Source organism: Haemophilus aegyptius, from assembly GCF_900475885.1.
In the GTDB taxonomy this organism is placed as follows: Bacteria; Pseudomonadota; Gammaproteobacteria; order Enterobacterales; family Pasteurellaceae; genus Haemophilus; species Haemophilus influenzae.
In genome coordinates this window covers 387,259-412,065 of the sequence record NZ_LS483429.1, presented here as the reverse complement: position 1 = coordinate 412,065, position 24,807 = coordinate 387,259, and the positions used below count along the sequence as shown (strand labels likewise).

The window sequence follows — 24,807 nt, the reverse complement described above, 5'->3', positions numbered from 1 at the left end:
CTTACGCCCACCCTACATTGGCTACATTAGCTGGAATTGAAAGTGCGGTAAAAAATTGGTGGAAATTAAACGAAAAATGACCGCACTTTTAAAATAAAAAATCGGCAGAAAATTTCCTGCCGATTTTTATTAACTTTTCAAAATCGCCCTCAATCTATCAAGTTGGTTTTGTGTTTTTTCTTGTTTTTGCTCGGTGGTGAGTTTTGGTTTATCGCGTTCCCATAGCACATCGTCATTAGGTAATTCAGCTAAAAATCGGCTTGGTTCTGGGCGAACTAATTCGCCATATTGACGGCGTTCTCGACATAAAGAAAAAGTGAGTTCTTTTTGCGCTCTTGTGATACCCACATAAGCCAAGCGGCGTTCTTCTTCCACGTTATCTTCATCAATGCTAGTTTGGTGGGGCAAAATGCCCTCCTCCATACCGATTAAATAAACATAAGGAAATTCCAATCCTTTAGATGCGTGTAATGTCATCAGTTGAACTTGATCGCTGTCGTCATCGTCTTCGCTTCGCTCTAACATATCCCGTAATGTCAGGCGGGTTACCACTTGATTAAGGTTCATCGGCTCATTGGTTTCATCGCCTTTTAACATATCCGCAACCCAGTCAAATAACGTGGCGACATTCTTACTTTGCATTTCTGCCGCTTTAGGGCTTGTTGCGTATTCGTACAAATATTCTTCATAATGAATCACAGATAACATTGAACGTACCGCACGTTCTGGCTCAGAACGTTGAATTTCATCATTAAGTTCTACAATCCAACGGCCAAATTTTTGCAATGAATCATAGGCTTTTGGTGTAATGCGTTGAATAAGCTCAAACTCAAAAATAGCATCAAACAAACTGATGTGTTTTTCTTGAGCCAACTCGCCAAGTTTTTGTAAGGTTGCGGTGCCAATTTCACGCTTCGGTGTATTTACAATACGCAGGAATGCTGCGTCATCATCTTGATTTACCACCAAGCGCAAATACGCCATCATATCTTTGATTTCTGCACGGGAGAAAAAAGACGTACCACCCGAAATTTTGTAAGGAATACGGTTTTGCATCAGTACTTTTTCGAGTAATCGGGATTGATGATTGCCTCGGTACAAAATCGCATAATCTTTATATTTAGTTTTACGGCTAAAACGATGGGCGATCAACTCTGCGACAATCTGCTCTGCTTCGTGTTCTTCATTTTTTGCTTCAATAACAAGCAATTTTTCCCCTTCGCCAATGGTTGAAAAAAGTTTCTTATCAAACACGTGCTCATTGTTATCAATCAAAATATTGGCACAATGCAAAATACGCTGGGTTGAACGGTAATTTTGCTCTAGCTTAATCACGTTCAAACGAGGGAAATCATCGCGTAAACGCACCATATTTTCTGGTCGTGCGCCACGCCACGAATAAATAGATTGGTCATCATCGCCCACCACAGTGAAACAAATGCGATCACCCACTAAAAGTTTAATCAGTTCATATTGACTGGTGTTGGTGTCTTGATATTCATCCACCAACAAATAACGAATTTTTGCCTGCCATCTTGACCGCACTTCTTCATTTTGCTTGAACAACAACGTCGGCAGCATAATCAAATCATCAAAATCGAGAGCGTTGTAAGCTCGAATTTGTGTGGCGTAACGTTCATAACATTTTGCGAAAGTTTGATATTTAGCATCACGCGCCAACGCAAATGCCTGTTTTGGCGAAATCAAATCATTCTTCCAGTTAGAAATCACTGAAATTAGCTCACGCAATAAATCCTTATCTTCTTTTAACACATCAGCGGTTAGCTCTTTTAACAACGCAAATTGATCGTGCTCATCAAACAAGGTCATATTTGATTTAAAGCCCAACGCTTTATATTCACGCTTAATAATGTCAAAACCGAGCGTATGAAAAGTGGAAACAAGCAAGCCTTTAGATTGCTCTTTGCCAATGGAATGAGCCACACGCTCTTTCATCTCGCGTGCGGCTTTATTCGTAAAAGTGACGGCGGCAATTTGTTTCGGAGAATAACCGCACTTTTCAATTAAATGGGCGATTTTATTAATGATTACGCGAGTTTTACCAGAGCCTGCACCAGCAAGCACAAGACAAGGGCCTGTCACATATTCAACGGCTTGTTGTTGTTGAGGATTGAGTTTCATAAGAATTATTGAGCCCACGCATAGGGCAGTAATACAGTGTCTAATAAAAATGAGAGAGGCAAATCTAAGATTGGCAATCCCCATTGTTGAGCCATTTCAAGATCATAAGCAACCCCTGCATAGGCGGTATATTTTTCTGTTGGATCGATAAGTTTGACCACGGAACCACAACCAGATAAAACGATAAGTGCGGTTAAAAAAATAAAGGTTTTTATCATCGTGCTTTTAACGCATTGAACACAGACACAGGCACTAGCTCTGCCACATCGCCGCCGTGCAAATAAATTTCACGCACAATGGAGGAAGAAACAAACGCCCATTTTTCTACTGGTGGGAAAAACAGACTATCTACGCCTTTTGTGAGTAAACGATTAAGGGCAGCCAATTGCAGTTCATATTCAAAATCTGTTGTTGTGCGTACGCCGCGAATAATGGCAGAAATATTGTGCTGTTTAATCACATTTGCCAACAAATCAGAAAAGCCAAACACTTCCACATTGGATAAATGCACAACAGATTGACGAACAAGTTCTACGCGTTCCTCCAAAGAAAATAGTGGCTTTTTACTTGGGCTATTCGCCACCGCCACTAAAACACGAGGAAAAATTACCGCACTTCTTTCAATAATGTCTAAATGACCATTCGTAATCGGATCAAAAGTACCAGGATAAATCACACTCGTCATACATTGCGCTCCAAATAAGGTTTTAATAAATCTAACAAACGCTGTAATGCCCCTCGGTTTTCCATCAGCACTTCATAGCCAGCATTGCCTAAACGTTCGCGGGCTTCTTTTGAGTTTAATAAGGCTTCTACTGCGCGTTCTAAGGCATCTGCGGTGGAATTAACTTCCAACACACCTTGCACTTCCACCAACATTCTAAATATCTCGGGAAAATTGAAAGTATGCTTGCCAGTAATTACTGGCATTTTAAATGCAAGAGGTTCTAAAGGATTATGCCCCCCGTGTTTCACAAGGCTTCCACCCACAAAAGCAATATCGGAAATGCCATACATCAACATCAGTTCGCCCATACTATCGCCCAAAATCACTTGAGTATTCTCATTTGGTAATTCATTTGTGGAACGACGAATAAATTGAAATTTTTCCTTTTTAAGTAAATCAGCCACCATATTAAAACGCTCTGGATGGCGTGGAACGAGCAATAACAATAAATTTGGGTATTTTGCTAACAAAGTGCGGTGAGATTTTAAAATGATTTCATCTTCTCCATTATGCGTGCTGGCAGCAATCCATATTGGGCGATCTTGCTTCCAAAGCGTTCGCAATGAATCAATTTTACGTAATAGTTCATCATTCGTGTTGAGATCATATTTAATATTGCCCGTGATATTCAATTTTTCCTTTGGATAGCCCAAAGTGGCATAGCGTTTTCCGCTAATGTTATCCTGTGCTGCAATCAAGCTAATTTGCGACCACATTGTTTGTAAGTGCGCTTTTATTTTTCCGTAACGATGCGCAGAACGCGCAGATAAACGTGCATTAGCGATAACAAATGGAATATTGCGTAAAAATAATTGATGAATAAGATTAGGCCAAAGTTCTGTTTCCATCACGATACATAATTTAGGTTGTACAAAATTAATAAAACGCTGGATCGAAAAAGGCAAATCAAAGGGAAGATAATAATGAAAAACTCTGTCTCCAAAAGTGGCTTTGACGCGCTCTGAACCTGTGGGCGTAAAAGTTGTAAAAGTAATGGATAAATGCGGATAATCTTGTTGCAATTGACGAACCAGCGGTGTCGCAGCAATCACTTCCCCTACGGAGGCGGCGTGGATAAAGATCCCTTGTGGTGGTGGGCAAGACGCATTGCCATAAAAACCATAACGTTCAGCCAAACGCTGACGATAACGTGGGGATTTAACACTGAGCAAGCCAATAAAACACAATATCAACGGCTGGCAAATTAAAAGCAAGCTGGTATAAAAAAAACGCCACATAAATGAAATTCGGTTATACTTAAAAAAATTTCGGCTAGTATAGCAAAAAAAGGATTGAAAATATGCCTACAATTAGCGTTGCAATGATTGTAAAAAATGAAGCACAAGACCTCGCCAATTGCTTAGATACCGTAAAAGATTGGGTGGATGAGATTATCATTCTAGATTCTGGTAGCACAGATAACACTAAAGAAATTGCGCTCAGTTATGGGGCGAAATTCTATGAAAATAGCAACTGGCAAGGATTTGGTAAACAACGCCAATTAGCCCAACAATATGTAACCAGTGATTATGTACTTTGGCTAGATGCAGACGAACGCGTTACACCCAAGCTACAACAGGCTATCTTAAGTGCGGTTAAAAATGATCGAGAAAATACCGTTTATGAAATTCCACGAGTGAGTGAAGTATTTGGACGTGAAATTCGCCATTCAGGCTGGTATCCCGATTATGTAGTTCGCCTCTATCGCACAAACTATGCACAATATAATGATTCACTTGTACATGAAAAAGTGGAATTTCCAGCTGGCACAAAAGTAGAAAAATTGACAGGGGATTTAGAGCATTTCACTTATAAAAGTATCCATCATTATCTAGTGAAATCCGCAGGTTATGCCAAAGCCTGGGCAGACCAACGCCAAGCTAAAGGAAAAAAAGCCACACTTTGGCAAGGAATTTCGCACGCGCTTGGTTGTTTTATGAAGATGTATTTGTTAAAAGCGGGTTTTTTAGATGGCAAACAAGGATTTTTATTAGCGGTGTTATCAGCGCATTCAACCTTTGTAAAATACGCCGATTTATGGGAGCGCGATCAGCATAAACACTAGCGAGTTTTGCAAGGACAATCATTTAAATGATCGTCCACCAGCCCCATAGATTGCATAAAAGCATAGCACGTGGTTTCGCCAACAAAGACGAAACCACGTTTTTTTAAGGCTTTAGAAAGTGCTTTCGATGCTTCTGTTTTAGTTGGCACAATTCGCAAATCAGGCACATCATTGACAATCGGTTTATGATTTACAAATGACCAAATAAAATCACTGAAATTTTCACCGCACTTTTCCATTGCCAAATAAGCTTTCGCATTTTTAACAATGGCTTCTAACTTGGCTCGATGGCGAATTAATCCTGTATTTTGCATGCAAGCATCAATATCAAGTGCGGTCATTTTTGCGATTTTTTTCGGATCAAATTGATGAAAAGCCTCACGGTAAGATTCACGTTTTTTCAAAACTGTAATCCACGAAAGCCCCGCTTGCTGCCCTTCCAAACAAATTTTTTCAAATAGCTTTTGGCTGTCGAATTCAGGCTTTCCCCATTCCTTGTCATGATAATCAATATAAATAGGTTGTTCGCCAACCCAAGGGCATCTGGTTATTTGTTGCATATTAAAACTTGACAAAATAAAACATTTTGATATATTCCGAGCCAAGTGGATCGAGGGTGCTTGGTCGGCGTTATAGCTTCAGTGAGTTTCATTGAGGCTTTTCGCTTTTTAGGGCTAAGGGAAATGTTTCAGTCCTTTTTGATCAAAATTTTCCCCCTGTATTTTTCTTCCACCTTCACAATAAAATTTCTTTTTAAGGATCTCAAAGGCTCGATTTGGTTGATTACTATCTAAAATATGTCTCCCGATAGGTCTTGCCACTAAATCCGCAACTTGCAACCCCACAGAATTAATTTGTTTTGGCACAATCTTTACTTGAAAAGGCAAGGACTTTTTAAATTTATTTTGTCCATCACAAATACGTAAAAATTCCAGCTCTAACTCTCTATCCTCATTACGTCCACGGCTTTCCACGGCAACAAAAGTGATTTTATCTTCTTGATGCTTTTCACAAACAAATTCGTATAGGGTTTCTAAACAATGTTTGAGTGAAAAATGATAAGGGTGTGTTGTTTCATTTTGTGGCATTTTTCGCTTATCAATCACACAGGCAGCAAGAATAAAATTAGTATTTTCAATAATAGATGAAATACGTTCCATAAAACCTTCACGCTGTTCACGAGAAGTGAAAATATTAAAATCGCCTTTTTCTTTACGGATTTCATGCTCATGCAATATCACCATATCATGACCAAAATAATCAAATTTTAGCTTCTGTATCTGTGGAACAATATTATTTCGATAATGGTCTTTATAAAAAATACAGAATGCAAGTACAAACACAGGATAGTTTTTATCAATTGACTGTAAACTATGATCTCCACTTTCATCGACATACACCATAAAATCGCTGTATTTATTTTCCATTGCCAATTACCTTATTTTAATTGCTCATAAACCGAGACAAAATCTGGCATTACGCCTCGCCATAAATGGAAAGAATGTGCAGCTTGCGCGACTAACATTCCAAAGCCATCGCTAACATTGGTTAAACCTAACCTTTTGCATAATGCGATAAATGGCGTGTCTGTGCCTTTCGCATATTGCATATCGTAAAAAGCTGAGCCTAATTTTAAAATTTCAACATCAACTGAAGCCGTTCCACCACTTAATCCAGCGGAAGTCGCATTAATCACCAAATCATAAGTTTGTAGCGGAATCGAATCCATAGAGACAGCTTGAATATTGCCGTAAGGCTTAAATCTTTCAGCTAATTCTTTGGTTTTCGAAAAAGTGCGGTTAGCAAGCACAATATTTTGTTGAGCTTGTAAAAGTGGCAATAATACGCCTTTTGTTGCTCCGCCTGCTCCTAGAATTAATATGCGTTGATTTGGATGAAGCCAATTCAAACGTTGTAAATCCGTCACTAAGCCAATCCCATCAGTGTTATCCGCATAAAGTTTTCCATCATCGAGTTTTTTAAGCGTATTGCAGGCTTCCGCCAGTTTTGCTCGTTGGCTATATTCGTCTGCCAGCTGATAAGCTCGTTCTTTAAAAGGCGAAGTAATATTGCAACCTTTCGCACCCTCCTCAAAAAATGCCAAAAGCTGTTGTTCAAAAGCATCAAGATCGCCTAATTTTGCAATGTATTCCATAGTTTGATGGGTTTGTGCGGCTAACTTATTTTGAATTAACGGCGATTTACTTTGCACAATCGGATTGCCCCATACAGCATAAAGATCCATAAATTATCCCTGTCTAAAAAGTTGATTGGTGCGCAAGTCTCGAATTTCCGATGGATTATGCGCCCTGCCTACCATTTCATCCAATACTGGAAAATCCGCACCGAATTGTAACCGCACTTCATCGGCGGTACGGCAAGGAGGCTCTCCTGTTAGGTTTGCGCTAGTCGAAGTTAATGCAAAACCCGTGATTTCACACAAGGCTTTCACAGATGGGTGATCGCACAAACGTATTGCAATGCTATCAAATTTTCCTGTGAGAAAATGCGGAGTGGTGGATTTAGCTGGCACAATCCAAGTCGTTGGACGTTCATATTTACCTTGCAGGCGAGAAAGCTGTTCATCGTTAATCTGCTCAAAATCGACAAAAGGACGGAAAAAATCCAAGCTAGGTGCCACTAAAATCAGCCCTTTTTCCACTGGACGTTGCTTTAAATCGAGTAATTTTTTTACCGCACTTTCACTTTGCGGATTACAGCCCAAGCCAAATACAGCTTCAGTGGGATAAGCAACCATTTGATTTTGTCGAAGGGCATCGGCGATTTGTTCTCTATTCATTTCACTCTTTTACTTTTATTGCTCAAAAATATGACGGCAAGTTTTATTTGCACACTGGAAAATTTGTTTTTCCCCATTTTCGCTTTTTAACAAAGAAAGTGGAAAATGGCAGGTTGGGCAAGGCACGGCATAAGGCTTGGCAGGCAAAGAAAATTTACATTTAGGGAAATTATCACAGCCGTAAAAAATTTTTCCTTGGCGACCTCGACGAGAAATCAAATGCCCCGTTTTACAGTCAGGACAAGCAATTTTTTCCTCAGATTCAGATTCTTCCCGCACCACAAAATCGCATTCAGGATAATGGCTACAACCAATAAACATCCCAAAACTGCCTTGTTTCAACTGCAATAAATTACCGCACTTCGGGCAAATTTCATCAAGTGTTTTTAACACTTTATGTTCCGCCCGCTGCAAAGGTCGCAAATAATCACATTCAGGATAGGCAGAGCAACCTAAAAACAGCCCTTTTTTGCCTTGTTTAATTTGCAAAGGCGCACCACATTGAGGGCAATATTCCTGTTGTTTGCTATGATGAAAAAGGCTTTGATTCATAATCTATCCTTACGCTTGAAGCATTTCTTCCAATTCTTCCTGTGCGATCATCCATTCCGTTTCGACATCATCTAATGCTTTCTTCACATCCACTTGTTGAGCCAAAAGTGCGGTCAATTTTTCTTTATTTTCCGCATTATATAATTCAGCATCAGCCAGTTGATTTTCTATGTTCGCAAGCTCAGAAGAAAATTTATTCATTTTTTCTTCTAATTGCGTGATTTTTTTACGTAATGGTGCAGTTTGTTGGCGTAACTCTGCTTCACGGCGTTTTTGTTCCTTACGATTTTGAACCGAATTTTCATTATCGCCCACTTTTTCCGAAACTTTATTTTCAGATGTGCTATTTTGTTCATTCAGCCATTTTTGATAATCCTCTAAATCGCCTTTAAATTCTTCCACTTTTTTATCGTGAACTAAATAAAATTCTTCCACAGTATTGCGTAATAGATGACGATCGTGCGACACCACCACCAAAGAACCTTCGTAATCCACCAATGCTTCCGTTAATGCTTGACGCATATCCAAATCCAAATGGTTAGTCGGTTCATCAAGTAGTAACAAATTCGGGCGTTGCCAAACAATTAGCGCAAGTACCAAACGAGCTTTTTCTCCTCCAGAAAAAGATTTCACTGCTTGATTTACTTTATCGCCGTGAAACGCAAAACTGCCTAAATAATCCCGTACCTGTTGCTCCGTTTGCTCAGGCGAGAGTTTTTGCATATGCCAGAGAGCAGATTCGTCTGTGCGTAAAGTATCTAATTGATGCTGAGCAAAATAACCAAGTTGAACACCTTTAGCTAATTGTACCGTGCCTAAAAGTGCGGTCAGTTTTCCCGCTAAAAGTTTAATCAAGGTTGATTTTCCCGCACCATTTTTACCGAGTAAACCAATGCGCGAACTTGGCACTAAATTCAGTTTAATTTTACTTAAAATTTCTACCGCACTTTCTCCGCTGCCGTAACCCGCACTCGCCTGCTCAATCATCACTAAGGGATTTGGCAAGGATTGCGGCGGACGGAATTCAAAAGTAAAAGGATTATCCACATAAGCTGGTGCAATCAGCTCCATTCTTTCTAGTGCTTTCATACGGCTTTGTGCCTGTTTGGCTTTGGTCGCTTTGGCTTTAAAGCGATCAATATATTTTTGTAAATGGGAAATCTTTTGTTGTTGCTGACGATACATTGCCGTTTGTTGTGCCAGTTTAGTGGCTCGTTGCACTTCAAAGGAAGAATAATCGCCCGTGTATTCGTTGAGCTTCTGATTTTCGATATGGAGAATTTTCGTCACAATCGGATCGAGAAAATCACGATCGTGGGAAATTAATACCAAAGTACCTTGATATTGCACTAACCAACGTTCTAACCAAATAACCGCATCCAAATCCAAATGGTTGGTCGGCTCATCCAGTAACAATAAATCCGATGGACAAAGCAATGCTTGCGCCAAATTCAAACGCATCCGCCAACCGCCCGAAAAGGTTTTCACTGGCTGTATTGTTTCTTCTTGGCTAAATCCTAAACCATGCAATAAAGAAGCGGCACGAGATTGAATTGTCCACGCATCCAACATTTCTAATTGCCCGTGAATACGTGCAATAGCGTTACCGTCATTGCGTTCATTTGCACGTTCAAGCTCTTGTTGCAAACGGCAATATTCACGATCCCCTTGAATCACATAATCAATCGCAGAAATATCCAATGCAGGCGTTTCTTGATTCACCCAAGACACCCGCCAATTTGCTGGATAATTTACCTCACCGCCCTCTGGCATTAATTCTTTTTTTAATAAGGCAAAAAGCGAAGATTTTCCACAACCATTCTTCCCCACCAAACCGACTTTTTGCTTGGGGTTAATCGTAGCAGACGCATTTTCGAGAAGTTCCGTTTGCCCTCGTTTTAAAGATAAGTTACTAAATATAATCATTTTTCTACATAGGTCTTAATTTGAGGCTATTTTGCAATATTTTTTCTTTTCTCGGAACAGTCTATTCCGATTTTATCGATTTTCTAGTCAAAAAAGCCACGTATAATAAGACGCAATAAAAACTATTTATAATATAACAAATCAATATAACGGGTATATCTTAGGCATTTTTTACCCTTAGAGGAACAATCGACAGGGTTTTCCCTAAAGGAGCGAGCAATTTTAACAACGTTTCAAGCTGAGGATTCGTTTGTCCTTTTTCAATGCGAGCAATCATAGGTTGCTTCACACCGCTTAAGGTTTCAAGTTGTTTTTGGGAAATCCCAAGTTGCTGGCGAGAAGTAATCAATTCTTTAATTAAGGCTACACGCAAATTACTTTCTCGGATTTCTTCTTCATTGAAAATTTGCTGTTCAAACTCATTCCAATTTGAACCTAATGGGCTGATTTTATTCATTTTTCAATCTCTCTTTTAATTCACTTAAGCGTTGTTGGGCTGTTTGGATTTCTCGTTTTGGCGTTTTTTGTGTTTTCTTCATAAATTGATGTAGTAAGACAAAGCGACCATCCATTAATCTTGCAAACAAGATGCGATCCCTAATTGGACGAAGTTCCCAAATTTCACCGTCTAAATGTTTCACATAGGGTTTGCCAACAGACGTCCCGAGTTCGCTTAATAACTTTACATAATCTCGAATTTTATTCAGTTTAATTCGACTATCTTTGCTTTCATTTTGAGCCAGAGATAGCAGATACTCTTTCACTGGCTCAATGTCATTTTGGTCTCTGTAAAAGAGAATCTCGTACATAATTTATCCTATTTATCTACTTATTTCAATAACTAATAAGTTATTGATTTTTGATGTGTAATCATAAATAGAAACTAAAAATTTGGCGAGATAGTCATTTCAATCTTTCGATCTAGATCGCAAAAATAGCTTGATTTTCAAGGAGATTTTGCACAAATGCCGATGTTTGAACATTGGCTTTGAAAGAGAGAGTAAAAGATAGATCCTTTCTTAAGAAAAAGTGCGGTAAAAATTTACCGCACTTTTGATTTTAGATAGGTTTAAAACTCAAACTGAACTGACATTTTATAATTTCTACCTGGTGCGTAGAAGCGGTTAATACCTAATCCTGTTGATTGATCTATAACATTACTTGTACCAAATGAACGAATTGAACGAGCAGAATCCCAAGTAATGTATTTACGGTTTGTAAGATTATATACACCAGCTCTTATGGTTAAATTTTTAATTGGTTGCACATATCCAATTAAATCTAGAATAGTATAAGATTTACTGCGCCATTTTATGCTAGTGTCGGTTTGTCTTTTATCTTTCGCATAAATATCATAGGTATCTTCTGGATTTTTACTTGCTACATGTGTCGTATAGAAATCGAAACCAAATTTATGATTTGGATGATCATATCCTAAACCATATACCATCGTTTTAGGCTGAATCGCATTCATAGGAATATTGCCATTCATTCTTCCTTTTTGATAGGTATATTTATAGCTTAGGTTAAACCCATCCATAAATTTTGCCATTTTACCAAGGAATACTTTTGAATTAATTTCAATACCTTTTAAAGACGCATTATCTCTATTTATATTTTGATGAAGACGATAACGTAATGCGGACCCTATTGAAAGAAATTTTTCTCCTTTATATACTAAGTCAATAAAGTTTTTATAGTTAGTTTTAAACAGACTTGTCGAGATAAATCCCCAATCATCATTATGTAATGTGAAAGCAATTTCTTTGGTTTTTGCTATTTCTGGTTTTAGATCAGTATTTGGCAAAATAGTGAAATCAGGGTGTTTAAAGGTGGAATACATTTCATCTGAAGTTGGTGTTCTAAAACCTTTAGAATATTTTAGTTGTAAACGAAGAAAACTCGTTGGATCAATCGTTGAAACAAAACTATAAGAATGCGCTTTATATTTTTTCTTTTGGCTTACAATATAATTTATGTTATCTATAACATTTTGTTTTACCTGATCGTCATTATACGAATAATATCCATCCACACACATGCTACATTGATGATATTTAGGCAATGGAATAAATAATCCTGTCACAATACTATTGTTATAGGATAATTCGGGTGTGATACCGTGTTTATATTTTGGTTGATAATGGATATTGTCATAACGATAACCCAAATCAAAAGATAAATAATCAGTTATAACAAAATTATCAAAGAGATAGACTGATTTTCCTGTTGTTTTAATGGGTAATAAGTCATAATGTTTAGGCCCTACATGAGGGCAAAGGTTAGTCATAAACGGAAAATGAGCATCTCCACAAGTTGCAGGTACCTCCATTTCTTCTGGATGATATATTTTTTTAGTGCCTAAAGTACGTCGTGCCCACCATTGCACATCTGAAGCATAGACGCTAATACGATCAACCATGCGCTTCATCGCGGTATTATATGATCCACCATATTGTAGATTATGTTCAATATGCCAAGTTTTGAAGTCTTTGGTTAAATCTAAATTTAATTGTTGGGTGTTGGTGTCTAAACCTTTCTCTTGCCAGTGGTGTTCTAAATAACCAGGTGAAAAGGGTAAAATATCATAATTATAATAATCCTTAGCATAGCTATTCCTATCATTTATTCTAGCGAATTTTTTGCCATTTAATGTTTTTGTTTCAAGTTCAACTTCTTTCCATTTTCCATCATAGCCATAACCTCCATCACTCTGACCAACTTTTATTTTTGTACCCTTTTCACAATTAAATATTGAACAATCGTACCAAGTGTCAGAGTTAGTGAGGAACTTTAGGACTCCTCCACTATCTATTACTTTATTATCAGTATCAATAAATTTGCCGAAGTCATAGGTGTCATTACTACCGTCTTTTTTCTTAAATTCAAGTTCTGTTCCATCTCGACGTGTTATTTTCCCATTTGTTACTTTTAGTCCCGCAGGATTGTCTATGTCTGCACAATGTCTTACACCCGCATCACAATACTCATCTGTGCGTGCACGAGTTTTAATACGTTGATCAGAATAAGTGAGTTTTAGCGTATCCCAAAATGGAGTTTGAGAGAAATTTTCATAACTAAATGAAATATTACGTCTCTTTGTTTTATCATTTGTATGTCTAGATTCAACTTCAGGGAGTTCACGAATATCATATTGATATTTTAGTGTATAGGATAAATCTTGCCCACGAGAACGATGTTCATATAAATCAGCGGCAAAGGTAAAACGATGATTTTCTGTAGGATTGAAAGATAATTTTAATAATGTACTATCTTGTTCAATTTTATATGGATCTGCTTTTTCTCTTTTTTTACCTTGAATTTTATCGTTATAATTTTTATAACCATAGTTCTCAAGTTCATGCCCATTTCTGCTTGTTGTAACCACTAGCACATCGAACTTTTTATAACGTCCCGCAAGAGTAAGGGTATCGAATGATTGATTATTTTCCGTAGCGTATCCCTTTTTGTAACTTACATAGTAATCCTTGTTTATGAGATAATCTCGAGCATCTTTTGTTTTATAAATTACAGAACCACCTAAGGAACCACTACCATTCTTAATAGAATCAGCCCCTTTTGTGATATTTACTTCTTTTAAGGTTTCAATTTCTGCACCATTACGCGTATTATTGAAGTTACCATAACCTTTAAAAAGCTCTTTAAAGCCTTGAGGAGATAAGGTTTCAGCTTGACGTAATCCATCAATATTAATCGCTACTCGATTTTCATCAACCCCTCTAATCGCAAAACCGCTTTGACCAAAACGCCCAGCTTCAACAACAGTAATGCCAGTCTCGTATTTAACGATGTCTTTAATGTTGTTTGCTTGTTCTCTTTCTAGCGTTTTAGCCGTTTTTACAGTTTCGGCAATTTTAGGCGGAGTTTTCGTATCAGTATTTTCGGTAGAGCCAGATACATTTATTTGTTCTAGTTGTTCAGAAGCATTACTATTTTGGTTGGTTGGTTGGTTGGTTGGTTGGTTGGTTGGTTGGTTGGTTGGTTGGTTGGTTGGTTGGTTGGTTGGTTGGTTGGTTGGTTGGTTGGTTGGTTGGTTGGTTGGTTGGTTGGTTGGTTGGTTGGTTCAGCATAAGCAACACTTGCCGTTAGCCCAAGCATAACGGAATAGGCAAGCACGTTTAATCTAAAATTGGTCATATTTAATCCTATAAAAAAATAATAATTCTCAAATATATTATAGGAAAAAGTATTTTCTCACAACAATAAAGATTGATTTTTGATAAAAATCAAGAAATAAAAACTATTCTTATTATTTTCTGTATTTAAACCTGCTTGTTTCCTATAATGCGAGCCATTGATTGTTGATATTAGTCGTTGTAGGGTGGGCTTTAGCCCACCAACAAACAATCGAGAGATATTTTGGTGGGCTAAAGCCCACCCTACGTTAAGTACGCATCATTCTATGCGTACTTCTTTTTATTTTAGGAGCAATCATTATGATGATTGTATAAAGGCAACTCAGTTGTTGATTTGACCGTTTTTAGAGTAACTTCTGATTTTAAGGTTTTAATGCCAAGCCTAGAATTAAGATAGGTATTTTTGACTAATTAAACGCTATATAAGGATACTTGTACTACTAATAAAATGGAACCAATTAGCAATAAGCATCCAATCATTGGCATGACGAATTTAACCCATCTATCAAATGGAATATGCAACATCTGGAGTGTCACTAACACTAATCCTGTCGGTGCCAAGAATAGCATTGCATATTGTCCCCAGTTGTAAGCGGAAACCACGATATCGCGTGGAATACCCACTGAGTCAGCAAGTGGTGCCATAATTGGCATTGAAAGTACAGCTAATCCAGAAGAAGATGGTACGATTAAACCTAGGAAAATAAATACGACTAATTGGCCTAAGATGAATACACTACCTGGCATACCACTAACCACATTAGACATATAATCAAGGATAGTGTCAGAAATCATACCTTGTTCGAGCACTAAGTTCACGCCACGAGCGAGACCGATGATTAAGGATACGCCTACTAATTCTGATGCACCTTCAGTGAAAGATTCCACAACATCTTTTTCAGACAAGCCACTAATAAACATAATGATGATGGTAATGGCAAGGAAAGATGCAGCCATTTGAGGGAACCACCATCCGCCAACCATTACACCCCAAATCATAATAGGGAATGCAATACAGAAAAGCGTTAAGATTAATTTGTGACGAGCTGAGAATGGGATAGTTGTGTTTGGATCAAAGTTTTTCATATAACGTTGACGGAATTCTTCGCGATCGTCGTAAGTATAAGAAAAACTTGGGTCAGCTTTGATTTTTTTACAGTACCAATAAAGATATGCGATTACGCAAGTTGCCCCTAAAACTAAACCTAGAGCACGGAAACCAATACCTTCAGTAAATTGAATACCAGCCGCATTTGATGCGATAACAACGGAGAATGGGTTAATTGTAGAGAATGCAGATCCCATAGATGCAGCAAGGAATATAGCCCCTACGCAGACTATCGCATCATATCCCAGAGCCAAGAATACTGGCACCAGAATCGGGTAGAATGCCACTGCTTCTTCTTCGATACCACAGGTTGTGCCGCCTAACACCATTAAGACGGATACGCAGAATACAATAAAAAACTCATTGCCTTTGGTTTTCTTCACGAGAGCCATCAAACCTGCATTAAAAGAACCGGTTCGGTTAATGACACCAATCATACCCCCCAATACGAAGATAAAGACCATAACATCAACGGCTTCGATAGTTCCTTCCACCATACTTTTGGTGATGTCTTCAATGCCTTTGTGGTGTTGTTCTACACGTTGATAGGTGCCAGGAATAGCGATTGGTTTTTTGATCACGCCTTCGGTGAAGTTGGAGAGTTTAATTTTGATATTGAGATTATCAAGAGTGTCTGTTGTGGCGGGATAAGTTTTATCATCAACGCCGTAAGCTTTGACAACAAATACATTATCAGTGGAATTATATGTTAATTTTGAATATGAACCGGATGGAATAACCCAGGTCAATCCAACAGCGAGAATTAATATTGCAAATAAAATGGTAAACGCTGATGGGAAATTAAGCGTTTTCTTCTTTTTGGACGCATCCATAGCGAGCTCCTTATGTTTAACGTTTAAAGTGCGGTTGGTAAAACATTGGTTAAACCAACCGCACTTTTTACCTTGAGAATGGCTTCCCAAAGTTCCTTTATTATTTAAGCATAATAGGATATGCCTTCAGCTTTTTTCGTAATACGAGTACCAGCTTTGCCTTTCACAATGTCCACAATATCAGATAAAGATCCTATTACTGCATCTTTTCCTGTTTGTTTCGCAAAGTTGATCGCGGCTTGTACTTTCGGCCCCATGGAACCTGAAGCGAAACCAAGTTCTGAAATAGCTTCAGGTGAGGCAACTGAAATTGCTTTTTGATTAGGTTTACCCCAATCTACGAAAGTTGCGGAAACATCAGTTGCGATGATGAATAAATCAGCGTCAAGATTTTCTGCAAGTAAAGCTGAACATAAATCTTTGTCGATAACGGCTTCAACACCTTGTAAATTATGGTGTTCATCATAATAGGTTGGAATGCCACCGCCCCCCGCACAAATTACGATACTGCCTTTTTCAAGCAACCATTTGACCGGACGAATTTCAAAAATACGTTTTGGTAATGGGCTTGGCACAACGCGACGATATTTATCACCATCTTGTGCGATAGACCAATTTTTTTCTTTTGCCAAACGTTCAGCTTCTTCTTTCGTATAAACAGGGCCTATTGGCTTAGTTGGATTTTTGAAAGCTGGGTCGTTGATATCAACTTCTACTTGAGATAATAACGTTGCAAATGGCACTTCAAATGGAACTAAATTACCGAGTTCTTGTTGAATTATATAGCCGATCATTCCAGCTGTTTCTGCTCCCAATACATCTAAAGGATAGGTTGGCACATCAGTATAGGCAGCACCTTGTAAGGCGAGCAAACCCACTTGTGGGCCATTACCGTGTGCTATCACTAATTCATTATTTGGCCAAATCTTAGCAATTTGCTCACAAGCAATGCGAACATTTTGTCGTTGATTTTCGGCTGTCATTGGTTCTCCGCGTCGTAATAACGCATTACCGCCTAATGCAATCACTATTCTCATACGTTCTCCTTAAGCCAAACTTGCTACCATTACCGCTTTAATTGTGTGCATACGGTTTTCTGCTTGTTCAAATGCAATGTTCATTGGCGATTCAAATACCTCTTCAGTTACTTCAATACCATTAGCTAATTCAGGATATTTTTCAGCAATTTGACGACCAACTTTGGTTTCGCTGTTATGGAAGGCTGGCAAGCAGTGCATAAATTTCACTTTTGGATTACCAGTGCGTTTCATTAATTCAGGTGTGACTTGATAAGGAAGTAATAATTTAATGCGTTCGCCCCAAGTTTCTAATGGTTCACCCATTGAAACCCACACATCAGTATGGATAAAATCTACGCCTTTCACCGCTTTGTTGATATCTTCAGTTACAGTAATACGAGCTCCACTTTCTTTCGCAAATTTTTCGCACATTTCCACAAGATTTGCTTCTGGTAATAATGCTTTAGGTCCACAAATACGAACATCCATACCTAATTTTGCACCAATTAATAAAAGTGAATTACCCATGTTATTGCGAGCATCCCCAATATATACATAGCTAATTTCACTTAATGGTTTGTCGCAATGTTCAATCATGGTAAGTACGTCGGCAAGCATTTGTGTTGGGTGGAATTCATCGGTTAAACCATTGAATACTGGCACTCCAGCATAATCAGCCAGTTCTTGAACGATACTTTGTTTAAAGCCACGATATTCAATGCCATCATACATTCTGCCTAATACGCGAGCGGTATCTTTCATACTTTCTTTGTGACCAATTTGAGAGGAATTAGGGTCGATGTAGGTGACTTGTGCGCCTTGATCATAAGCGGCGACTTCAAATGCACAGCGTGTGCGGGTGGAGGTTTTTTCAAAGATGAGCGCGATATTTTTGCCTTTTAATTTTTGTTGTTCTGTGCCAGCATATTTGGCTCGTTTCAAATCTCGGGAGAGATCTAAGAGATATTTAATTTCACGTTCTGTGTGATGAACAAGACTAAGTAAATGTCTATTTTTCATATTGAAAGCCATAATAATCTCCTTGTGTTTTGACTATACATTGGGGAATAAACATACATCATTCGAGATACTGCTTGTTGTTCGAACAGTTGCATTATAAGAGAGGTAAAATGAAATTTGTTGTCGTTTTTCAACTGGTAATGCCAGTATGTAGAATTTTATTGCGAGATTTTTAGTATTATTAGAATTTAATAAAAATAATCTAACTCTTTATTGTTATTTGTTTGATTTCTAATAGTAGATGAATTTAAATGAAAATATGTTTTAGTTTATTTTTTATGAAGAGGAATGTGTCTATCTATACTTAATAAAAGTGCGGTTATTTTTATTGCAGTTTTTAATACATTGATCTTCAGCAAGTACCATTTGTATATTTAGTGATATGATAAACATAGTTTATTTTTTGAGGTTTTTATGAATTTACCTTTTCGAGCAATGGTGTCTGATTTGGATGGCACACTTTTAACACCTGAACATTTAGTCGGTGATCTTACCATTGATACGCTGAGAGCATTAGAGCAAAAAGGCGTAGATATTATTTTGGCAACAGGACGCAATCATACCGATGTGTCATCCATTCTTGGAAAAATTGGTGCGGAACGTGCGGTTATGATTACATCAAACGGTGCTCGTGTACGGGATTTACAGGGTAATTTGCTTTATAGCAATAGTTTGCCTGAAGAATTAGTTTTTGAGCTTTACAAAACGCCATTTGATACTTCCAAAGTATGCATGAATAGCTATCAAGATGAAGGTTGGTTTACTAATAAAGATATTCCTGCAATGCGTCAGTTCCATAAAGAATCTGGATTTGATTATAACGTTGTCGATTTTTCTAAACATCATGGACGTGGGACAGAAAAAGTCTTTTTTATTGGTAAAACTCCAGAGGATTTAGTTGAAGTAGAAACTTATTTACGAGATAAGTTTGGTGACGTAACGACAATTGTTTATTCAGCATTAGCTTGTTTGGAAGTAATGAATAAGAATGTTTCAAAAGCGGATGCATTAAAACATTTACTCGAATCACGCGAGTATGAGTTAAAAGACTGTATTGCTTTTGGTGATGGAATGAATGATGTAGAAATGCTTTCTTGGGCTGGAAAAGGTTGCATTATGAAAGATGCTGATATTCGTTTAAAAATGGCTTGTCCAGAGTTAGAAGTTATTGGCTCAAATAAAGAAGAATCAGTCGCTCGTTATTTGCGAACCCAATTTGGATTAGATTATTAATGCAGGCATTATTATTCATAAGTTGTGGTGCAATATTAGGCGCGTCATTGCGTTGGGCTATAGGATTGTTATTTAATCCTTTATTTTCCTCATTTGCTTTTGGGACTTTAATCGCTAATTTGCTTGGTTGTTTAATTATTGGTGTATTACTTGGGCTTTTTTGGCAATTTCCACAAATTAGTTCTGAATGGCGGTTATTTTTAATTACGGGTTTTTTAGGATCGCTAACCACATTTTCGTCTTTTTCTTCCGAAGTTGTGGAATTATTTTTTAATGACAAGTGGTTAAATGGATTTTGTGTATTGATGATGCATTTATTCGGATGTTTAGCTATGACTGTGTTAGGCATTTGGATATATAAAATTTGTTCTCAACTTTTATCTTAATCCCATTCACTTTGGTTTTGCCCAATTAAATCAGCAAATTCATCGCTACGAAATCCGTGTGATAGCATATATTGCCAAATTTTTTGTTTCATTTTAGGCGTTTGCTGTTCGTTATAATTTGGGAATTTTTTACGTAACAAGTTCTCAGCCATTTCATACCAATCAATTTCTGATTCCATTAAAACTTCATCAATAATATCAGAAGACACACCTTTTAATTGGCGTAATTCTTGTCGAATTCTTCCTAAACCATAACCTTTTTGCACGCGTGAATTTAGATAATTTTCTGAAAAACGACGATCACTTTGCCAATTTTTTGCTTGGCATCGAGATAAAGCTTCATCAATTTCTTCTTCCGAAAAGTTCTTTTCCTGCATTTTATTGCGGAGCTCGAATTCACTATATTCTCTGTGGGAAAGAAGATTAACTATGTAATTAAAAGCAAGAGATGACAAGGAATGATTCCTTTATTTTTATTGAGTTGATATAAAGTGCGGTCATTTTTAACCGCACTTTTGGCATTTGTAATTTTCTTTATTCAAAATCACTTTCTGATTCAGTATTATTTTCAGATTGTTCAATATCCGCCATTAAGGCTTGTTCTGGATTAGCCACTAATTCTGCGCGTAAACGAGCTTCTAATTCATCTGATTTCTCTATATTTTCGTTAAGCCATTTCATTGAATTAGCCTTTCCTTGACCAATTTTTTCACCATTGTAGGAATACCACGCGCCTGATTTTTCTACAAGTTTGTGTTTTACACCAAGTTCTAATAATTCTCCTGCTTTTGAAATGCCTTCTCCATAGAGAATTTGGAAATCCACTTGGCGGAATGGTGCCGCTAATTTGTTTTTCACTACTTTTACGCGGGTTTCATTTCCAATAATATTTTCGCCATCTTTTACAGAACCTGTACGGCGAATATCTAAGCGAACAGAAGAATAGAATTTTAATGCATTACCGCCCGTAGTAGTTTCAGGATTACCAAACATCACGCCTATTTTCATACGGATTTGGTTAATAAACACAACTAGACAGTTTGCATTTTTAATTTGACCTGTGAGTTTACGCAAGGCTTGAGACATTAAACGTGCTTGCAGACCCATATGAGAATCGCCCATATCGCCTTCAATTTCAGCTTTTGGTGTCAGTGCGGCAACGGAGTCCACAATAATTACATCAATTGCACCTGAGCGAACTAATGCATCACAGATTTCAAGTGCCTGTTCCCCATTATCTGGTTGAGAAACAAAAAGTTCTTTTACATCTACACCAAGTTTTGCTGCATAAATAGGATCAAGTGCGTGTTCTGCATCAATAAATGCACAGGTTTTTCCTGCTTTTTGCGCTTGAGCAATGACGGAAAGAGTTAATGTTGTTTTACCCGATGATTCAGGCCCGAAAATTTCTACAATTCGACCCATAGGCAAACCACCAATCCCTAGCGCAACATCTAACCCAAGTGATCCAGTAGAAATAGACTCTACATCCAACGTTTTGGTATCGCCTAATTTCATAATTGAACCTTTACCAAATTGTTTTTCGATTTGCCCTAGTGCAGCCGCTAGGGCTTTTTGTTTTTCTTCTTGAGTTGCCATAATTAAAATCCTGTTTGAATGTTCAATTTTTTATGATTATATCTGTATTGATGTACAGGTCAAGAAAAATGTTTATATTAATAAAAAAATATGAGATACACATTTCAGTAAAGAGGATGGGGAAGGCTTAAAATAAAAGTTTTTAACAGAAGAATTAGATTAAATTATATACAATAATAATCTCAGAAAAAGTTTTAAATATAGTATATTTATATATAAACCAATCGTTTAGATAAAAATAAATTTTAAATTTACGATCTGGCTCACAAATCTGACATTTATATTTAGGTGTAGTAAAAATTTCATGATATAAATGAAATCAGAAGTACTTCTACTGACTCTTTTAAAATAATTATTCATTGGAGGTTTAATATGAATATAAAGGATGAGCATATAGATAGCGTTTGCTCCTTGTTAGATCAGTTAGTAGGAAATGTTTCCTTTAAAAATCTTTTTACTGGTTACGGTTTGTTTCACAAGGAAGAGACAATGTTTGCCATTTGGCAAAATAAAAAACTTTATTTACGCGGTGAGGGTGTTCTCGCAATTCAATTAACTAAATTAGGTTGTGAACCTTTTACAACGAATGAATTGAATAAGCGGTTTGTGCTTTCACAATATTATGCACTTTCTGATCAGGTTTTACGTAGTAATAGATTGTGTAGAAAATTGATTATTCTTTCTATTAAGCAGATTCTTGAGCAGAAGCTAGAATGTACGTTAAGAAAATTGAATCGATTAAAGGATTTACCCAATTTAACGATTAAACATGAAAGAGCTTTAATAAAAGTTGGTATTACAAATGTTGCGATGCTAAGAGAGATTGGCGCAGAAAATGCATTGGTGGAATTAAAGAAAAGTGGCAGTGGTGCTACGCTTGATTTTTATTGGAAATTAGTATGTGCTTTGCAAAATAAAAATAGTCAGATGTTAAGTCAAGCTGAAAAAGAGCGTTTATTGAAGAAATTAAACGAAGTTTTGAGAAAAAATGGCTTAAAAGGCTATAGAAAATTAGATGATGAATAAAATTCGTTCATTCAAATAATTTTTTGCAAAAAGTGCTTGCAAGGGATTTGAAAATCCCTATAATGCACCGCACACAACGACGCACTGTTGTGAAGTTTTTTAAGTTTCCAAGTGCGTCGTTATTTTTTGCTCTTTAACAATATATCAGACAATCTGTGTGGGCACTTGTTGATTGACTTGTTTTAAAACTATTTTTAATTTTGAAGTCTTAATAGGTGCTTAACTGAAAATTCATCATTACTTTTTTAAGTAGTGTTTTATTTATAGCTAAGCAGTTTATTGAGCGATTGAACTTGAATTGAAGAGTTTGATCATGGCTCAGATTAAACGCTGGCGGCAGGCTTAACACATGCAAGTCGAACGGTAGCAGGAGAAAGCTTGCTTTCTTGCTGACGAGTGGCGGACGGGTGAGTAATGCTTGGGAATCTGGCTTATGGAGGGGGATAACGACGGGAAACTGTCGCTAATACCGCGTAGTGTCGAGAGACGAAAGTGCGGGACTGAGAGGCCGCATGCCATAGGATGAGCCCAAGTGGGATTAGGTAGTTGGTGGGGTAAAGGTCTACCAAGCCTGCGATCTCTAGCTGGTCTGAGAGGATGACCAGCCACACTGGAACTGAGACACGGTCCAGACTCCTACGGGAGGCAGCAGTGGGGAATATTGCGCAATGGGGGGAACCCTGACGCAGCCATGCCGCGTGAATGAAGAAGGCCTTCGGGTTGTAAAGTTCTTTCGGTATTGAGGAAGGTTGATGTGTTAATAGCACATCAAATTGACGTTAAATACAGAAGAAGCACCGGCTAACTCCGTGCCAGCAGCCGCGGTAATACGGAGGGTGCGAGCGTTAATCGGAATAACTGGGCGTAAAGGGCACGCAGGCGGTTATTTAAGTGAGGTGTGAAAGCCCTGGGCTTAACCTAGGAATTGCATTTCAGACTGGGTAACTAGAGTACTTTAGGGAGGGGTAGAATTCCACGTGTAGCGGTGAAATGCGTAGAGATGTGGAGGAATACCGAAGGCGAAGGCAGCCCCTTGGGAATGTACTGACGCTCATGTGCGAAAGCGTGGGGAGCAAACAGGATTAGATACCCTGGTAGTCCACGCTGTAAACGCTGTCGATTTGGGGGTTGGGGTTTAACTCTGGCGCCCGTAGCTAACGTGATAAATCGACCGCCTGGGGAGTACGGCCGCAAGGTTAAAACTCAAATGAATTGACGGGGGCCCGCACAAGCGGTGGAGCATGTGGTTTAATTCGATGCAACGCGAAGAACCTTACCTACTCTTGACATCCTAAGAAGAGCTCAGAGATGAGCTTGTGCCTTCGGGAACTTAGAGACAGGTGCTGCATGGCTGTCGTCAGCTCGTGTTGTGAAATGTTGGGTTAAGTCCCGCAACGAGCGCAACCCTTATCCTTTGTTGCCAGCGACTTGGTCGGGAACTCAAAGGAGACTGCCAGTGATAAACTGGAGGAAGGTGGGGATGACGTCAAGTCATCATGGCCCTTACGAGTAGGGCTACACACGTGCTACAATGGCGTATACAGAGGGAAGCGAAGCTGCGAGGTGGAGCGAATCTCATAAAGTACGTCTAAGTCCGGATTGGAGTCTGCAACTCGACTCCATGAAGTCGGAATCGCTAGTAATCGCGAATCAGAATGTCGCGGTGAATACGTTCCCGGGCCTTGTACACACCGCCCGTCACACCATGGGAGTGGGTTGTACCAGAAGTAGATAGCTTAACCTTTTGGAGGGCGTTTACCACGGTATGATTCATGACTGGGGTGAAGTCGTAACAAGGTAACCGTAGGGGAACCTGCGGTTGGATCACCTCCTTACCCAAGACGAGAGACAGCGAGTGCTCACACAGATTGGCTGATAGTTGTAGACAAATGAGCAGAAGAAAACATTACCCTTGGGTCTGTAGCTCAGGTGGTTAGAGCGCACCCCTGATAAGGGTGAGGTCGGTGGTTCAAGTCCACTCAGACCCACCACTCTGAGAGTGGATAAGGGCGTAATGGTCAATCATTTATTATAAAAATATTAAGTAATTAATATAATAAATGATGAATGATAAATGGGGATATAGCTCAGCTGGGAGAGCGCCTGCCTTGCACGCAGGAGGTCAGCGGTTCGATCCCGCTTATCTCCACCACTTATCATCGTTAAGTAAATTAGAAAAGGACAAATTAATAAAGTATTAAGGTAGTGATTAAG

At 38.3% G+C, this 24,807-nt stretch carries 23 protein-coding genes, 2 tRNA genes and 1 rRNA gene; 7 read left to right on the top strand and 19 right to left on the bottom strand.

Annotation, left to right across the window (positions count from 1 at the left end):
- Positions 1-129 precede the first annotated feature (129 nt).
- From rep to waaA, 4 genes are read right to left on the bottom strand one after another with little or no spacing between them, the layout of a single operon-like run.
- Entirely contained in the window at positions 130-2,142 is a 2,013-nt protein-coding gene (rep, locus tag DQN49_RS02210) for a DNA helicase Rep (protein ID WP_006995308.1), read from the bottom strand.
- Positions 2,143-2,147: 5 nt separating this feature from the next.
- Positions 2,148-2,360, bottom strand: coding sequence for a YceK/YidQ family lipoprotein (locus DQN49_RS02205; protein WP_005654525.1), 213 nt, complete (start codon positions 2,358-2,360; stop codon positions 2,148-2,150).
- Positions 2,357-2,827: a pantetheine-phosphate adenylyltransferase gene (gene coaD / locus DQN49_RS02200; RefSeq protein ID WP_006995309.1), complete on the bottom strand. Its 471-nt coding sequence runs from the start codon at positions 2,825-2,827 to the stop codon at positions 2,357-2,359. The genes DQN49_RS02205 and coaD overlap by 4 nt, the downstream gene beginning before the upstream one ends.
- Positions 2,824-4,107 carry a lipid IV(A) 3-deoxy-D-manno-octulosonic acid transferase gene (gene waaA / locus DQN49_RS02195; RefSeq protein ID WP_006995310.1) on the bottom strand — a complete coding sequence of 428 codons (1,284 nt, stop codon included), beginning with the start codon at positions 4,105-4,107 and terminating at the stop codon, positions 2,824-2,826. The genes coaD and waaA overlap by 4 nt, the downstream gene beginning before the upstream one ends.
- A gap of 62 nt (positions 4,108-4,169) precedes the next feature.
- On the opposite strand from waaA, the gene DQN49_RS02190 reads away from it, so the two are divergent.
- Complete coding sequence (locus DQN49_RS02190) at positions 4,170-4,934, top strand: glycosyltransferase family 2 protein (RefSeq protein ID WP_006995311.1); 765 nt, start codon at positions 4,170-4,172, stop codon at positions 4,932-4,934.
- Here the strand turns inward: DQN49_RS02190 and DQN49_RS02185 are convergent.
- From DQN49_RS02185 to DQN49_RS02125, 13 genes are all read right to left on the bottom strand, one after another.
- On the bottom strand, positions 4,931-5,494 hold the full coding sequence (locus tag DQN49_RS02185; protein WP_006995312.1) for a DNA-3-methyladenine glycosylase I: 564 nt from the start codon (positions 5,492-5,494) through the stop codon (positions 4,931-4,933). The two genes, DQN49_RS02190 and DQN49_RS02185, sit on opposite strands and share 4 nt — an antisense overlap.
- Positions 5,495-5,608: 114 nt before the next feature.
- Positions 5,609-6,361: a DUF3800 domain-containing protein gene (locus DQN49_RS02180; protein WP_006995313.1), complete on the bottom strand. Its 753-nt coding sequence runs from the start codon at positions 6,359-6,361 to the stop codon at positions 5,609-5,611.
- 11 nt (positions 6,362-6,372) lie between these two features.
- Positions 6,373-7,179, bottom strand: coding sequence for a shikimate dehydrogenase (gene aroE / locus DQN49_RS02175; protein WP_006995314.1), 807 nt, complete (start codon positions 7,177-7,179; stop codon positions 6,373-6,375).
- Between the two features lie 3 nt (positions 7,180-7,182).
- Complete coding sequence (locus DQN49_RS02170; RefSeq protein WP_006995315.1) at positions 7,183-7,734, bottom strand: Sua5/YciO/YrdC/YwlC family protein; 552 nt, start codon at positions 7,732-7,734, stop codon at positions 7,183-7,185.
- A gap of 15 nt (positions 7,735-7,749) precedes the next feature.
- Positions 7,750-8,286, bottom strand: coding sequence for a DNA topoisomerase family protein (locus DQN49_RS02165; protein WP_006995316.1), 537 nt, complete (start codon positions 8,284-8,286; stop codon positions 7,750-7,752).
- Between the two features lie 9 nt (positions 8,287-8,295).
- Positions 8,296-10,212, bottom strand: coding sequence for an ABC transporter ATP-binding protein (locus DQN49_RS02160; RefSeq protein WP_006995317.1), 1,917 nt, complete (start codon positions 10,210-10,212; stop codon positions 8,296-8,298).
- Positions 10,213-10,372: 160 nt separating this feature from the next.
- Positions 10,373-10,669, bottom strand: a complete 297-nt coding sequence (locus DQN49_RS02155; protein WP_005650837.1) for a helix-turn-helix domain-containing protein — start codon at positions 10,667-10,669, stop codon at positions 10,373-10,375.
- Positions 10,662-11,021, bottom strand: a complete 360-nt coding sequence (locus DQN49_RS02150; RefSeq protein WP_005694481.1) for a type II toxin-antitoxin system RelE/ParE family toxin — start codon at positions 11,019-11,021, stop codon at positions 10,662-10,664. The genes DQN49_RS02155 and DQN49_RS02150 overlap by 8 nt, the downstream gene beginning before the upstream one ends.
- 260 nt (positions 11,022-11,281) lie before the next feature.
- Positions 11,282-14,023: a TonB-dependent hemoglobin/transferrin/lactoferrin family receptor gene (locus tag DQN49_RS02145; protein WP_408609792.1), complete on the bottom strand. Its 2,742-nt coding sequence runs from the start codon at positions 14,021-14,023 to the stop codon at positions 11,282-11,284.
- A 119-nt stretch (positions 14,024-14,142) separates the two neighbouring features.
- Positions 14,143-14,370: a PT domain-containing protein gene (locus DQN49_RS10630; protein ID WP_192876922.1), complete on the bottom strand. Its 228-nt coding sequence runs from the start codon at positions 14,368-14,370 to the stop codon at positions 14,143-14,145.
- Between the two features lie 410 nt (positions 14,371-14,780).
- Complete coding sequence (locus DQN49_RS02135; RefSeq protein WP_013527361.1) at positions 14,781-16,310, bottom strand: YfcC family protein; 1,530 nt, start codon at positions 16,308-16,310, stop codon at positions 14,781-14,783.
- Between the two features lie 104 nt (positions 16,311-16,414).
- Positions 16,415-17,347, bottom strand: a complete 933-nt coding sequence (gene arcC, locus DQN49_RS02130; protein WP_006995320.1) for a carbamate kinase — start codon at positions 17,345-17,347, stop codon at positions 16,415-16,417.
- A 9-nt stretch (positions 17,348-17,356) separates the two neighbouring features.
- On the bottom strand, positions 17,357-18,361 hold the full coding sequence (locus tag DQN49_RS02125) for an ornithine carbamoyltransferase (protein WP_006995321.1): 1,005 nt from the start codon (positions 18,359-18,361) through the stop codon (positions 17,357-17,359).
- Between the two features lie 402 nt (positions 18,362-18,763).
- On the opposite strand from DQN49_RS02125, the gene DQN49_RS02120 reads away from it, so the two are divergent.
- On the top strand, positions 18,764-19,582 hold the full coding sequence (locus DQN49_RS02120; RefSeq protein WP_006995322.1) for a Cof-type HAD-IIB family hydrolase: 819 nt from the start codon (positions 18,764-18,766) through the stop codon (positions 19,580-19,582).
- Positions 19,582-19,968: a fluoride efflux transporter CrcB gene (gene crcB, locus DQN49_RS02115; protein ID WP_005692779.1), complete on the top strand. Its 387-nt coding sequence runs from the start codon at positions 19,582-19,584 to the stop codon at positions 19,966-19,968. Before DQN49_RS02120 ends, crcB begins: the two co-directional genes overlap by 1 nt.
- On the opposite strand, the gene recX is transcribed toward crcB, so the two are convergent.
- Positions 19,965-20,423 (bottom strand): recombination regulator RecX, encoded by a 459-nt coding sequence (gene recX, locus DQN49_RS02110; RefSeq protein ID WP_006995323.1) that lies wholly within the window; start codon positions 20,421-20,423, stop codon positions 19,965-19,967. The two genes, crcB and recX, sit on opposite strands and share 4 nt — an antisense overlap.
- Positions 20,424-20,502: 79 nt before the next feature.
- Entirely contained in the window at positions 20,503-21,567 is a 1,065-nt protein-coding gene (recA, locus tag DQN49_RS02105; protein WP_005654959.1) for a recombinase RecA, read from the bottom strand.
- Positions 21,568-21,939: 372 nt separating this feature from the next.
- Here recA and tfoX point away from each other — a divergent pair, with 372 nt between their 5' ends.
- The 4 genes from tfoX to DQN49_RS02085 all read left to right on the top strand — a co-directional run bounded on the left by tfoX (position 21,940) and on the right by DQN49_RS02085 (position 24,745).
- Positions 21,940-22,593 carry a DNA transformation protein TfoX gene (gene tfoX / locus DQN49_RS02100; RefSeq protein WP_006995324.1) on the top strand — a complete coding sequence of 218 codons (654 nt, stop codon included), beginning with the start codon at positions 21,940-21,942 and terminating at the stop codon, positions 22,591-22,593.
- A 295-nt stretch (positions 22,594-22,888) separates the two neighbouring features.
- Positions 22,889-24,428, top strand: a 16S ribosomal RNA gene (locus DQN49_RS02095).
- A 79-nt stretch (positions 24,429-24,507) separates the two neighbouring features.
- Positions 24,508-24,584: transfer RNA gene (locus DQN49_RS02090), tRNA-Ile, on the top strand.
- 85 nt (positions 24,585-24,669) lie between these two features.
- Positions 24,670-24,745 (top strand) — tRNA-Ala (locus DQN49_RS02085).
- Positions 24,746-24,807: the final 62 nt, after the last annotated feature.